This window comes from Serratia sp. 1D1416 (assembly GCF_003641105.1).
Classification (GTDB): domain Bacteria; phylum Pseudomonadota; class Gammaproteobacteria; order Enterobacterales; family Enterobacteriaceae; genus Serratia; species Serratia ficaria.
On sequence record NZ_CP032738.1, the window covers coordinates 2,643,133 to 2,656,306 of the forward strand.

Here is a 13,174-nt window from a genome sequence, read left to right on the forward strand (position 1 = left end):
TTATGACTTCTGCGCTTCAGCCTGCGGCTGTTTTTGCGCCTGAGTGTCAACTTCCTGCGCTTTTACCTGGGCGCCCGGGCGAACCTTCATCAGGCCGGTGACAATCACGCGGTCGCCGGCTTTCAGGCCGTCGGTTACCAGCCATTTGTCGCCAATTGCCTGATCCGCCTTCAGCGTGCGCAGTTCGACCTTATCGTCTGCACCCACCACCATGGCGGTCGCTTCGCCGCGCGGGTTGCGCGTCACGCCCTGCTGCGGCACCAGCAGCGCATCGCTGCGCACGCCTTCGTCCAGGCGGGCGCGTACGAACATGCCCGGCAGCAGCGTATCGTTCGGGTTAGGGAACAAGGCGCGGATGGTGATGGAGCCGGTGGTCTCGTCGACGGTGACGTCAGAGAATTCCAGCGTGCCTTCCTGCGCATACTCCGCACCGTTCTCCAGCAGCAGTTTCACCTTGGCCTTGCCGTTTTCCTGTTTCAGGGAGCCGCTGGCCAGTTCCTGCTTCAGGCGCAGGAAATCGTTGCTCGATTGGGTCACGTCGACGTACATCGGATCCAGCTGCTGCACGGTCGACAGCGCGGTGGTCTGGCCGTTGCTGACCAGCGCGCCTTCGGTCACGGCGGATTTGCCGATGCGGCCGGAGATCGGGGAGGTCACCTTGGTGTAGGCCAGGTTGATGCGCGCGGTTTCCACCGCGGCTTTCGCGGCCACTACGGCGGCGTCAGCCTGCTGCAGGTTGGACACGGCGGTATCGTAATCCTGTTTGCTGATGTAGCTGGTGCCCAGCAACGGCTTGTAGCGGTTCACCGTGGTACGCGCGATCGACGCGCTGGCCTGCGCCTTGGCCAGGTCGCCTTTGGCGCTGTCGTAGGTGGCCTGATAGGTGGCAGGATCGATTTGATACAGGGAAGTGCCGGCTTTGATGTCGCTACCTTCAACGAAGTTGCGCTTCAGGATGATGCCGCTGACCTGAGGGCGAACTTCGGCGATACGATACGCAGCAGTACGGCCAGGAAGATCGGTAGTAATGTTGAGGGGCTCTGCCTTCAAGGTCACTACGCCCACTTCGGGAGCCGGTTGTTGGGCGCCTTGCTGTTGGGTTTCTTTATCGTTACATCCTGTTAGCACTAAGCTGCCTGAAAGCATCAGAACTGCCGCCAGAGGCGTTAACCCTCTGTTTTTGTTCATAGAAAAACCTCAAGTGTCCGATTTCAAAATGATCAATGGATCACAAGCTTTAAAACCCATTGCTGCGTTAATTATATGTGCGTGCTATGGTACATACATTCGCGAATGTATGTAAATCACACTCCCCCTAAATGACGACGTCATGGCACGAAAAACCAAACAGCAGGCGCAAGAAACTCGACAGCATATTCTTGATGCTGCGGTGAGAGAATTCTCTGAGCGTGGCGTTTCTGCAACGTCACTGACAGATATTGCCACCGCTGCCGGGGTTACGCGTGGTGCAATTTACTGGCACTTCAAGAATAAGGTAGACCTGTTTAATGAAGTTTGGGAATCTACAGAGCCGAAAATAGACGAACTCGAAACAGAGTATCAGGCAAAGTACCCGGATAATCCACTGCGCGTTATCAGAGAAATTCTGATTTACATTCTGACGTCTACGGTTGAAGACGCGCGCCGCAGAGCCTTGATGGAAATTATATTCCACAAATGTGAATTTGTTGGCGAAATGATGCCGCTGCTGGACTCGCGAAAAGTGCTGTACCTTGCCGGCTACGAGCGCATCGAGGCGGTGTTGTATAATTGCGTGCATCACGGCCAACTGCCCGTCGACCTTCACACCCGCCGCGCGGCGGTGATCCTGCGCGCCTATATCAGCGGCCTGATGGAAAACTGGCTGTTTATGCCCGAAAGCTTTGACCTGCGGGCTGAAGCCGGCGCGCTGGTGGACAGCTTCCTCGAAATGCTGCAGTTTTGTCCGACGCTGCGGCTCCGGCCGGAAGAGCAGACGGCCGGCTAACCCGCCACCTCATCATCAAGGAGAGACAGCATGTCATCAGTCGTCATGATCGCCAACGGCGCCGCCTACGGCCAGGAATCGTTGTTCAATGCCCTGCGCCTGGCCATCGCGCTGAAAGAGCAGCAGGCAGAGCTCGATCTGCGGCTGTTCCTGATGTCCGATGCGGTGGTGGCCGGCCTCGCCGGGCAACAGCCGCACGAAGGCTACCATCTGCAGCAGATGCTCGAAATCCTCACCGCGCAGCAGGTGCCGGTCAAACTGTGCAAAACCTGCGCCGACGCGCGCGGCGTCAGCCGGCTGCCGCTGGCGGACGGCGTCACCATCGGCACGCTGGTGGAGCTGGCGCAATGGACGCTGGCGGCGGAGAAAGTGCTGACCTTCTGATGCGTTGCGGCGGCCGGTCATCGGCAGCGCGTGGTTGTTCGTTGCCCGTCGGCGGGATAAAAAACGCGGGCGACAAGGGGCGGCCGACGCTGGCCCTGCTTATTGGCCGGTTGGCAGGTAAGGGGAGGTGACGCCGGTGCGCTGCAGCTTTTCCTGATAGTCCCGTTTGACGATATCCAGCGCCGCCAGCGCGGTGGCCGGATCTATTTCGTTGCATTCCAGCAGGTAAATCAAATCTACCGCCAGCTGTAATTCCGGTGAGGCGTTTTCCAGAGACATAAAACCCGCATTAGTATTGAGATGAATGAATAGAGGCGTGCATCGCTGAGTATAGTGAACAAGGTGTAGCGTGGGGAATATTCATTAAAATAATGTGATAAATCTTCAAAAACCGTTTTCTTTTCGTTCGATGCTGCGCTCGATGCGCGCCAACGCCTGGCGGCAACGCATCAGCCGGCCCTCCAGCGCCGCCAGTTCGTGCTGCAGCTTTTGCTGCGCCGCCAGCGTGGTTTGGCGCCCCAACAGGCTCTCCCGATCCTGAATCATGGAGATGAGCCGGCGTTCATAATCTTGATGCTCGGCCAGTTTATGGTACAGATCGACCGCCACCGCTTCTTTCGGCTGATTTTTACGGCGCAGCGCCTGGGTCGCCAGTTCGCGCTGCAGCGCGGCGATCTGCGCCACCAGCTTCTCGGCCAAAAAGGCCACCTGGCTGGTGCGGCTGCCGTTGGCGGCGGTTTGCAGCTGGGCGAAGTTCTTTTGCACCTCGGTCAGATAATCGCGCAGCCGCGTGCCGCGGTTGGCGAACAGCGCGGCGTCGAAGCGCGCCTGCGGGATCGGGGCGTCGCCGCGCGGCGTCACCTCGGCGGCCAAGGCCGCAATTTGTTGTTCCAACAGCTGTAATAGACGCTGAGTGCTCACATAGGCTCCATCATGACGTTAACAGGCCTAAGCTTGCCCGCGATCCCGCCGTGAAACAAGCGTCGCGCACATATTCCGCCGCGGCGGCTGGTGACGAGGGGGATGCCGGTGGTAAAGTGGCCGGCAATGGATAGCGGGATAAAGGTTGGGCATGACGCGTTGGCTATTGATAATTCTCGGGTGGCTGTCGGTGGTGCTGGCGACGCTGGGCGTGGTGCTGCCGCTGTTGCCGACCACGCCGTTCTTGCTGCTGGCCGCCTGGTGCTTCGCGCGCTCGTCGCCGCGGTTTCATCATTGGCTGCTGTACCGCTCCTGGTTCGGTTCTTACCTGCGCCACTGGCAGCAGCATCGTGCCCTGCCGCCGGGGGCGAAATGGAAGGCGGTGCTGGCGATCGTACTGACCTTTGCGGTATCGCTGTGGCTGGTGAAAATCTGGTGGGTGCGTGTGCTGCTGTTGCTGATGATGGCCGTTTTGCTGCTCTTTATGCTGCGCCTGCCGGTTATTGACCTGTCGCAACAAAAACGGCGCTGATCGTACCTTAAAAGATGCAGGGGAGAGTTGCATTCTTGAGCCAGTTTGCATAGATTTGGGCGTTTTCGTGTGCGGGTTGCCTCCCTTATTCCAGTTTGACGGACTTCGCCTGAGGGTGAAGCGGGACTTCGGGCGGCCTGCGCGCCAGTTTTCAGGCAGTTTTATCAGGCAACAATTATGACCGCTACCGCGCAGCAGCTTCAGTTTATTAAAGACAGTATCAAAACCATCCCGGATTACCCAAAGCCGGGCATCCTGTTCCGCGACGTGACCAGCCTGCTGGAAAATCCGTTGGCTTACGCCGCCAGCATCGAACTGCTGGTTGAGCGCTATCGCGAAGCGGGCGTGACCAAGGTGGTGGGTACCGAAGCGCGCGGTTTCCTGTTCGGCGCGCCCGTCGCGTTGGCGCTGGGCGTCGGCTTTGTGCCGGTGCGCAAACCGGGCAAACTGCCGCGCGCCACCCTCAGCGAAAGCTATGAGCTGGAATACGGCACCGATCGGCTGGAGATCCACACCGACGCCATCGTCGCCGGCGACAAGGTGCTGGTGGTCGACGATCTGCTGGCCACCGGCGGCACCATCGAAGCCACCACCAAGCTGATCCGCCGTCTGGGCGGTGAAGTGAAAGACGCCGCTTTCATTATCAACCTGCCTGATCTGGGCGGTGAAGCGCGTTTGAACCGGCTGGGCATCGAATGCTACTGCCTGGTCGACTTCGCCGGTCACTGATACTGCCGTAGCGCATTACCACAACGGCCTCGCGGATCGCCGCGGGGCTGTGTTAGCATGACCCTCCAGATTACTCGACTTCTCCGGTATTAATGAGCTATCAGGTTCTTGCCCGTAAGTGGCGCCCTCAAACGTTTGCAGATGTCGTCGGACAGGAACATGTTCTGACCGCACTGGCTAACGGCCTCTCGCTGGGGCGGATCCATCACGCCTATCTGTTCTCGGGCACGCGCGGCGTGGGTAAAACCACCATTGCGCGCCTGCTGGCCAAAGGCCTGAACTGTGAAACCGGCATCACCGCCACGCCGTGCGGCCAATGCGACAACTGCCGCGAGATTGAGCAGGGGCGTTTTGTCGATCTGATCGAGATCGACGCCGCGTCCAGAACCAAGGTGGAAGACACCCGCGATCTGCTGGACAACGTGCAGTACGCGCCGGCCCGCGGCCGCTTCAAGGTCTACCTGATCGATGAAGTGCACATGCTCTCGCGTCACAGCTTCAACGCGCTGTTGAAGACGCTGGAAGAGCCGCCGGCGCACGTCAAATTCCTGTTGGCCACCACCGATCCGCAAAAATTGCCGGTCACCATTTTGTCCCGCTGTCTGCAGTTCCATCTCAAGGCGCTGGACGTCGATCAGATCCGCCACCAGCTTGAAACGGTACTGCAGGCTGAGCAGATAACCAGCGACGCCCGCGCGCTGCAGCTGCTGGCGCGCGCCGCCGACGGCAGCATGCGCGACGCGCTGAGCCTGACCGACCAGGCGATCGCCATGGGGCAGGGGCAGGTCACCGCCGCCACCGTCAGCCAGATGCTCGGCACCCTCGATGACGAACAGCCGCTGGCGATCCTCGAAGCGCTGGTCAGCGCCGACGGCGAGAAGGTGATGGCGCAGGTCGCGCAGGCCGCCTCGCGCGGCGTGGACTGGGAAAACCTGTTGGTGGAGACGCTGGCGCTGCTGCACCGCATTGCGATGGTGCAACTGCTGCCTTCGATGCTCGACAACCACTACGCCGCCGTTGAACAGCGGCTGCGTGAGCTGGCGCGCACCTTGCCGCCGGCGGACGTGCAGCTTTATTACCAGACGCTGCTGATTGGCCGCAAAGAGCTGGCTTACGCGCCGGATCGCCGCATGGGGGTGGAAATGACCCTGCTGCGCGCCCTGGCGTTTCACCCGAAAGCGGTGATCCCGGAGCCGGTGGCGCTGGTGCAGACCGCGCCGGCGCCGTTGGCGCAGCCGGCTCAACAGCCGCAGTTTCAGGACGCGCCGCCGCCGTTAGGGCAGGCCGCCGCGCCGCAAAATCATCAATCGACGAATTTACCGGATGCCACCGCCCAGCTGTTGAAAGCGCGAACCCAGCTGTTGCGGCAGGGAGCATCCACGCCAAAAAAGAGTGAGCCGGCGGCGCCAGGAAGAGCGCGGCCGGCAAACTCAGCGCTGGAGCGATTAGCTTCCGTGACTGAGCGCAGCCAGCAGCGCCAGGCGGAAAAGATCGTGCCGGAAAAACCGGCCAAGCCGGAGGCCTACCGCTGGCGCGCCCTGAGCGAACCGGAGGCCGCGCCGGAGCCGCTGGCGACGCCGAAGGCGCTGCGCACCGCGCTGGAGCACGAGAAAACCCCGGAACTGTCGGCCAAGCTGGTGGTGGAGTCGCTGGAGCGCGATCCCTGGGCGGCGGAAATCGATAAGCTGAAGATCCCGAAGCTGGTGCAGCAGCTGGCGTTGAACGCCTTTAAGCAGCAGCCGGAAGCGGGCAAGATTTGTCTCCACCTGCGGCCTTCGCAGCGCCATCTGAATTCGCCGTCGGCGCAGAAGACGCTGGCCGACGCGCTCGGCGAGCTGTACGGCGGCCCGGTCGAACTGACCGTGGTGGAAGACGATAACCCGGCGGAGCGGACTCCGCTGGAATGGCGGCAAGCCATTTATGAAGAAAAGCTGGCGCAGGCGCGCCAGTCCATCGTTGCGGATACCAACATCCAGACGCTGCGTCGTTTCTTTGACGCGGATCTGGATGAAGAGAGTATTCGCCCCATTTAAACGCTGCGCAAAGTGCGCGGCCCTAGCGACGAGAGACGACTATGTTTGGTAAAGGCGGTCTGGGCAACCTGATGAAGCAAGCCCAGCAAATGCAGGAAAAAATGCAGCAGATGCAGGAAGAAGTCGCCAAATTGGAAGTGACTGGCGAATCTGGCGCGGGCCTGGTGAAAGTGACCATCAACGGTGCGCACAACTGCCGTCGCGTGGAGATCGATCCCAGCCTGATGGAAGACGACAAGGATATGCTGGAAGACCTGATCGCCGCCGCGTTTAACGACGCCGCGCGCCGCATCGACGAAACCCAGAAAGAGAAAATGGCGTCCGTTTCCAGCGGCATGCAGTTGCCGCCTGGCTTCAAGATGCCGTTCTGATGCAAACCAGCCCGCTCCTTGAGTCATTGATGGAGGCGCTGCGCTGCCTGCCGGGCGTTGGCCCGAAGTCGGCGCAGCGCATGGCGTTTCAGCTGCTGCAGCGCGATCGCAGCGGCGGCATGCGCCTGGCGCAGGCGCTGACGCGCGCCATGTCGGAAATCGGCCACTGCGCCGACTGCCGTACCTTTACCGAGCAGGACATCTGCACCATCTGCGCCAATCCGCGCCGTCAGCAAAACGGCCAGATTTGCGTGGTGGAGACGCCGGCCGATATTCACGCCATCGAGCAGACCGGCCAGTTCGCCGGGCGCTACTTTGTGCTGATGGGCCACCTGTCGCCGCTGGACGGCATCGGGCCAGGCGATATCGGCCTGGATCGGCTGGAGCAACGGCTGGAAAAGGAAAGCATTACCGAAGTGATCCTCGCCACCAATCCGACGGTGGAAGGGGATGCGACGGCCAACTACATCGCCGAGATGTGCGGCCAGTACGGGGTGCTCGCCAGCCGCATCGCCCACGGCGTACCGGTGGGCGGCGAGCTGGAGATGGTCGACGGCACCACGTTGTCGCACTCTCTGGCCGGGCGTCACGCCATCAAGTTCTGATGTTTTCCCCTGGCGGGGCCGTGCGGCCCCGTTAGTCATTTCGCAAAAATTTCCCGCCAGCCGCTTGAAAAACAATGCCCTGACCCCCACCTGATCCTCATTGTCCGCTTTTGGTAGCAATTGTCTTTGAGGTAATCAATGAGTATGAAAGGTCAAGAAACCCGCGGGTTCCAGTCTGAAGTAAAACAACTGCTTCATTTGATGATTCATTCGCTGTACTCCAACAAAGAGATTTTCCTGCGCGAGCTGATCTCCAACGCCTCGGACGCCGCCGACAAGCTGCGTTTCCGCGCGCTGTCCGCGCCGGAGCTGTATGAGGGCGACGGCGAGCTGCGCGTGCGTCTGTCGTTCGATAAAGAGCAGCGCACGCTGACCATTGCCGATAACGGCATCGGCATGCGCCGCGAGGAAGTGATCGAGAACCTCGGCACCATCGCCAAATCAGGCACCAAGGCCTTCCTCGAATCCATCGGCTCCGATCAGGCCAAAGACAGCCAGCTGATCGGCCAGTTCGGCGTCGGTTTCTACTCCGCGTTCATCGTGGCGGACAAAGTGACGGTGCGCACGCGCGCAGCGGGCGCCGCCGCCGATGAGGGCGTGTTCTGGGAGTCCGAGGGCGAGGGCGACTACCGCATCGCCGACATCGGCAAAGAAACCCGCGGCACCGAAATCACCCTGCATCTGCGCGAAGGCGAAGATGAGTACCTCGACGCCTGGCGCCTGCGCTCGGTGATCGGCAAATACTCCGATCACATCGCCTTGCCGGTGGAAATCGAGAGCAAAAACGAAGAAGACGGCACCGTCACCTGGGAAAAAATCAACAAGGCCCAGGCGCTGTGGACCCGCAGCAAGGCTGACGTGACCGACGAAGAGTACAAAGAGTTCTACAAGCACGTCGCCCACGACTTCACCGATCCGTTGAGCTGGAGCCACAACCGGGTGGAAGGCAAGCAGGAGTACACCAGCCTGCTGTATATCCCGGCCCAGGCGCCGTGGGACATGTGGAACCGCGATCACAAACACGGCCTGAAGCTGTACGTGCAGCGCGTGTTCATCATGGACGACGCCGAGCAGTTCATGCCGAACTACCTGCGTTTCGTGCGCGGCCTGATAGATTCCAACGATCTGCCGCTGAACGTCTCGCGTGAAATCCTGCAGGACAGCCGCGTGACCCAGAACCTGCGCGGCGCGCTGACCAAGCGCGTGCTGCAGATGCTCGACAAGCTGGCGAAAGACGACGCCGAAGGCTACCAGAAGTTCTGGCAGCAGTTCGGCCTGGTGCTGAAAGAAGGCCCGGCGGAAGACAACGGCAATCAGGAAGCGATCGCCAGGCTGTTGCGCTTCGCCTCCACCCGCGGCGACAGCTCGGCGCAAACCCTGTCGCTGGAGGAGTACGTCGGCCGCATGGCTGAAGGGCAGGAAAAGATTTACTACATCACCGCCGACAGCTACGCCGCCGCCAAGAGCAGCCCGCACCTGGAGCTGTTCCGCAAAAAAGGCATCGAAGTGCTGCTGTTGTCCGATCGCATCGACGAGTGGATGATGAGCTACCTGACCGAGTTCGACGGCAAGCCGTTCCAGTCGGTGAGCAAGGCCGATGAGGCGCTGGACAAGCTGGCGGATGAAACCGAAGAGCAGAAGGCCGCCGAGAAGCAGCTGGAGCCGTTTATCGACCGGGTGAAGACGTTGCTGGGCGAGCGCGTGAAGGACGTGCGTTTAACGCATCGCCTGACCGATACGCCGGCGATCGTCGTCACCGACGCCGACGAGATGAGCACCCAAATGGCGAAGCTGTTCGCCGCTGCCGGCCAGCAGGCGCCGGAGGTGAAATACATTTTCGAGCTGAATCCGGAGCATGCGCTGGTCAAACGCGCATCCGACGTGGGTGATAACGAACAATTCGCTGAATGGGTCGACCTGTTATTGGATCAGGCGCTGCTGGCTGAACGCGGCACGCTGGAGGATCCGAACCAGTTCATCCGCCGAATGAATAAGTTGCTGTCCGCATAATTCCGAATTTATACGCCCTTAATCTGCAGGTTAGGGGCGTATTTCTCGCTTTTTTCTGCATTTTCACCTCTTTTAGCCGCATTTTTGTCCCGCGGGATCCGCAATCGATTTCCTCGCGTATCTTGAGCCGCCCCCCTCTGAAATGGTATGGTTGAGCGTTTTCGCAATTTTATAAAAACTTAATACCCAAAAAATTTCAAATTGCGGCCAGCCAACGGCGCTGCGGTTTGAAAGATGAAGGGAATAATAGCAAGGGGATTTACGCAATGCGTATCATTCTGCTGGGCGCTCCGGGCGCTGGTAAAGGTACTCAGGCTCAATTCATCATGGAGAAATACGGCATTCCGCAGATCTCCACCGGTGATATGTTGCGCGCAGCCGTGAAGGCCGGCAGTGAACTGGGCAAGCAGGCGAAAGAAATCATGGACGCCGGCAAGCTGGTGACCGATGAGTTGGTCATCGCGCTGGTCAAAGAACGCATCGCCCAGGAAGATTGCCGCAACGGCTTCCTGCTGGACGGTTTCCCACGCACCATTCCACAGGCCGACGCGATGAAAGAAGCCGGCATCAAGGTGGATTACGTGCTGGAGTTCGACGTGCCGGACGAACTGATCGTCGATCGCATCGTCGGCCGTCGCGTGCATGCGCCATCCGGTCGCGTGTACCACGTGAAATTCAATCCGCCGCAGGTGGAAGGCAAAGACGACGTGACCGGCGAAGAGCTGACCACCCGTAAGGACGACCAGGAAGAAACCGTGCGCAAGCGCCTGGTGGAATACCATCAGATGACCGCGCCGCTGATTTCCTACTACAGCAAAGAAGCTGAAGCGGGCAACACCGCTTATCGTAAAATCGACGGCACCCGCAAGGTGAGCGAAGTGAGCGCCGAGCTGGCGACCATCCTCGGCTGATCGATGTCGTTGCTTGCATAGCGCCAGACCTCAGGTCTGGCGTTTTTTTTTGCCATTCTTCCACCGAATTGTGATCGCCGCAGCTTGTTGCGGCCGCGCCCTTTAATATCCCGCGGCAAATGGCGTATAACTGCCTGCATTTTCATCAGCAGCAGGGAGCAGGGTATGTTCGGACAGACCAATTTTCTGGCGGAGGCCACCGCGCGCCAGATCGTGCAGCGGGCGATGGGCATCATCAGCCACTCCGTCAACGTGATGGACAGCAACGGCGTGATCATCGCCTCCGGCAACCCGTCGCGCCTGTTTCAGCGCCATGAAGGGGCGGTGCTGGCGCTGACGGAAAACCGGGTGGTGGAGATCGACAACGTCACCGCCGAGCACCTGAAAGGCGTGCGCCCCGGCATCAATCTGCCGTTCAGTTTTCGCAACCAGCGGGTGGGGGTGATCGGCATATCCGGCGAGCCGACCGAGGTGCGCGCCTATGCTGAACTGGTGAAGATGGCGGCGGAGCTGATGGTGGAGCAGGCGGCGTTGCTGGATCAGAACCAATGGGAAAAACGCTACCGGGAAGAGTTGGCGAACCAGCTGCTGCAGCCGCAGGCGAACACGGCGTCGCTGGAGGCGATGGCGGCCTACCTGGGGCTGGAGCTCCAGCAGCCGCGCATCGTCTGGATTGTCGAGCTGCAGGAGTCGCAGCCGCAGCGGTTGCGCGAACTGCTGACCGAGCTGGAGGCGGCCCAGCGCGAGGCGCTGATCGCCATCACCGGATTCGACGAGATGATCCTGCTGCGCCCGGCCTGCATGGCGCAGGGGGCGTGGAGCCCGAAGCTGGAGCGGCAGCAGGCTCAGGCGCTGCAGAGCCGGTTGAAGCAACGTTTCCGGGTACGCCTGATCGTCGGCGGTTTTTTTGCCGGCGAGCAGGGGGCCTGTCGTTCAAACCTGACGGCGCGCGCCACCCAGGCGCTGGCGCAGCGGCTGAAGCTGCGTCACGCCACGCTGTTTTATCATGACTACCCGCTGCCGGCGCTGTTGTGCGATCTGGGTGAAGACTGGCGTGCGCAGGAGCTGGGTCGCCCCTGGCAGATCTTGGGCGCGCAGGATGAAAAAGGGGTGCTGCGCGCCACCCTGCGGCACTATTTTTCGCAAAATTGTGATCACACGCAGACTGCCGCGCAGCTGCATATCCACGTCAATACCCTGCGCTACCGGCTGCAGCGGATCGAAGCGATTACCGGACTAAAAATCAATCAGTTAACCGACTCGTTGCGGCTGTATATCGGCATGCTGATGCACGACTGAGTTGTGCCAACCCACAATTTCGCCGCCGTTTTGCCGGCGGTTTTTTGTCGTTTCCTCTCAGGCTTATGGCCGGCGGCCGGGATAAGGTTGCCGGCACATCAACCACGGGGAAAACAACAATGACAACCGTATCCACTCTGGGGGCGCTGGTGGCGTTAGCCGTCGCCATCGTCCTGATCTTGCGCAAGGTTCCGCCGGCCTACGGCATGATTGCCGGGGCGCTGGCGGGCGGGCTGTGCGGCGGCGCCGATCTGGTGCAGACCGTTACGCTGATGATCGGCGGCGCGCAGGGCATCACCAACGCCGTGATGCGCATTCTGGCGGCCGGCGTGTTGGCCGGGGTGCTGATCGAATCCGGCGCGGCGCACACCATCGCCGAAACCATCGTGCGCAAAGTCGGTGAAACCCGGGCGCTGCTGGCGCTGGCGATAGCTACACTGATCCTGACGGCGGTGGGCGTGTTTATCGACGTGGCGGTGATTACCGTGGCGCCGATCGCGCTGTCCATCGCGCAGAAGGCCGGGATCTCGCGCGCGGCGATCCTGCTGGCGATGATCGGCGGCGGCAAAGCCGGCAACGTGATGTCGCCGAACCCCAATACCATCGCGGCGGCCGACAACTTTCACGTGCCGCTCACCTCGGTGATGCTCGCCGGTATCGTGCCGGGGCTGTGCGGGCTGGCGGTGGCTTATCTGCTGGCCCGGCGCCTGAGCGACAAGGGCGACCGGGTGATGGAGGAAGAGCTGACGCAGCACGCCGAAGGCGCGCGGCCGCGGTTTGCCGCGGCGATCGGCGCACCGCTGGTGGCGATTTTGCTGCTGTCACTGCGGCCGATTGCCGGCATCGCGGTCGATCCGCTGATCGCGCTGCCGGTCGGCGGCCTGGCGGGGGCGCTGCTGATGGGGCGCATCCGTCAGTGCAACCAGTTTATGGTCTCCGGCCTCAGCCGCATGGCGCCGGTGGCGATCATGCTGCTCGGCACCGGCACGCTGGCGGGCATCATCGCCAATTCGGCGCTGAAGGACGCGCTGATCACCGGCCTGACGCACACCGGCCTGCCGGCCTGGCTGCTGGCGCCGCTGTCCGGCGCGCTGATGTCGATGGCCACCGCCTCGACCACCGCCGGCACCGCGGTGGCCTCCGGCGTATTCAGCGGCACGCTGCTGGAGCTGGGCGTCAGCGGGCTGGCCGGCGCGGCGATGATCCACGCCGGCGCCACCGTGCTGGACCACCTGCCGCACGGCAGCTTCTTCCATGCGACCGGCGGCAGCGTCAATATGGCGGTGCACGCGCGGTTGAAACTGTTGCCGTACGAAACGCTGGTGGGTTTTACCATCGCGGCGGTCTCGGCGCTGATGTTTGGCGTATTTAATCTGGCGGGATAAGGAATAG

14 protein-coding genes and 1 other annotated feature are annotated in these 13,174 nt (G+C 61.2%); of the genes, 11 read left to right on the plus strand and 3 right to left on the minus strand.

Annotated features, from left to right (window positions below):
* A complete protein-coding gene (gene sdeX / locus D7I37_RS12545) occupies positions 1-1,188 on the minus strand; it encodes a multidrug efflux RND transporter periplasmic adaptor subunit SdeX (RefSeq protein ID WP_061796351.1) in 1,188 nt (395 codons plus the stop codon).
* Positions 1,189-1,330: 142 nt separating this feature from the next.
* Here sdeX and acrR point away from each other — a divergent pair, with 142 nt between their 5' ends.
* Positions 1,331-1,987: a multidrug efflux transporter transcriptional repressor AcrR gene (gene acrR, locus D7I37_RS12550; protein WP_061796354.1), complete on the plus strand. Its 657-nt coding sequence runs from the start codon at positions 1,331-1,333 to the stop codon at positions 1,985-1,987.
* Positions 1,988-2,017: 30 nt separating this feature from the next.
* Entirely contained in the window at positions 2,018-2,371 is a 354-nt protein-coding gene (locus D7I37_RS12555) for a DsrE/DsrF/TusD sulfur relay family protein (protein ID WP_061796356.1), read from the plus strand.
* A gap of 99 nt (positions 2,372-2,470) precedes the next feature.
* Here the strand turns inward: D7I37_RS12555 and rsmS are convergent, their stop codons facing one another.
* Together rsmS and priC are read right to left on the minus strand one after the other, a co-directional pair.
* Entirely contained in the window at positions 2,471-2,650 is a 180-nt protein-coding gene (gene rsmS, locus D7I37_RS12560) for a pleiotropic regulatory protein RsmS (RefSeq protein ID WP_061796359.1), read from the minus strand.
* Between the two features lie 105 nt (positions 2,651-2,755).
* Entirely contained in the window at positions 2,756-3,292 is a 537-nt protein-coding gene (priC, locus tag D7I37_RS12565; RefSeq protein WP_061796360.1) for a primosomal replication protein PriC, read from the minus strand.
* A gap of 151 nt (positions 3,293-3,443) precedes the next feature.
* Between priC and D7I37_RS12570 the strand changes: the two genes are divergently transcribed.
* From D7I37_RS12570 to D7I37_RS12610, 9 genes are all read left to right on the plus strand, one after another.
* Positions 3,444-3,824, plus strand: coding sequence for a DUF454 family protein (locus D7I37_RS12570; RefSeq protein WP_129543743.1), 381 nt, complete (start codon positions 3,444-3,446; stop codon positions 3,822-3,824).
* 177 nt (positions 3,825-4,001) lie between these two features.
* The gene (gene apt / locus D7I37_RS12575) at positions 4,002-4,553 is read left to right on the plus strand and encodes an adenine phosphoribosyltransferase (protein WP_061796363.1); all 552 of its coding nucleotides are present in this window, start codon (positions 4,002-4,004) and stop codon (positions 4,551-4,553) included.
* A gap of 92 nt (positions 4,554-4,645) precedes the next feature.
* The gene (gene dnaX, locus D7I37_RS12580) at positions 4,646-6,586 is read left to right on the plus strand and encodes a DNA polymerase III subunit gamma/tau (protein WP_061796365.1); all 1,941 of its coding nucleotides are present in this window, start codon (positions 4,646-4,648) and stop codon (positions 6,584-6,586) included.
* Positions 5,919-5,983 (plus strand) — a sequence feature (DnaX frameshifting element). (Overlaps the previous gene by 65 nt.)
* A gap of 41 nt (positions 6,587-6,627) precedes the next feature.
* Positions 6,628-6,957 (plus strand): YbaB/EbfC family nucleoid-associated protein, encoded by a 330-nt coding sequence (locus tag D7I37_RS12585; protein ID WP_061796367.1) that lies wholly within the window; start codon positions 6,628-6,630, stop codon positions 6,955-6,957.
* Positions 6,957-7,562, plus strand: coding sequence for a recombination mediator RecR (gene recR / locus D7I37_RS12590; RefSeq protein ID WP_061796368.1), 606 nt, complete (start codon positions 6,957-6,959; stop codon positions 7,560-7,562). The genes D7I37_RS12585 and recR overlap by 1 nt, the downstream gene beginning before the upstream one ends.
* A gap of 144 nt (positions 7,563-7,706) precedes the next feature.
* On the plus strand, positions 7,707-9,572 hold the full coding sequence (gene htpG / locus D7I37_RS12595) for a molecular chaperone HtpG (protein ID WP_061796369.1): 1,866 nt from the start codon (positions 7,707-7,709) through the stop codon (positions 9,570-9,572).
* A 266-nt stretch (positions 9,573-9,838) separates the two neighbouring features.
* Positions 9,839-10,483, plus strand: coding sequence for an adenylate kinase (gene adk / locus D7I37_RS12600; RefSeq protein ID WP_061796370.1), 645 nt, complete (start codon positions 9,839-9,841; stop codon positions 10,481-10,483).
* Between the two features lie 165 nt (positions 10,484-10,648).
* Positions 10,649-11,782, plus strand: a complete 1,134-nt coding sequence (locus D7I37_RS12605) for a sugar diacid recognition domain-containing protein (RefSeq protein ID WP_129543745.1) — start codon at positions 10,649-10,651, stop codon at positions 11,780-11,782.
* Positions 11,783-11,901: 119 nt separating this feature from the next.
* Complete coding sequence (locus tag D7I37_RS12610) at positions 11,902-13,167, plus strand: GntP family permease (RefSeq protein WP_061796374.1); 1,266 nt, start codon at positions 11,902-11,904, stop codon at positions 13,165-13,167.
* Positions 13,168-13,174 lie beyond the last annotated feature (7 nt).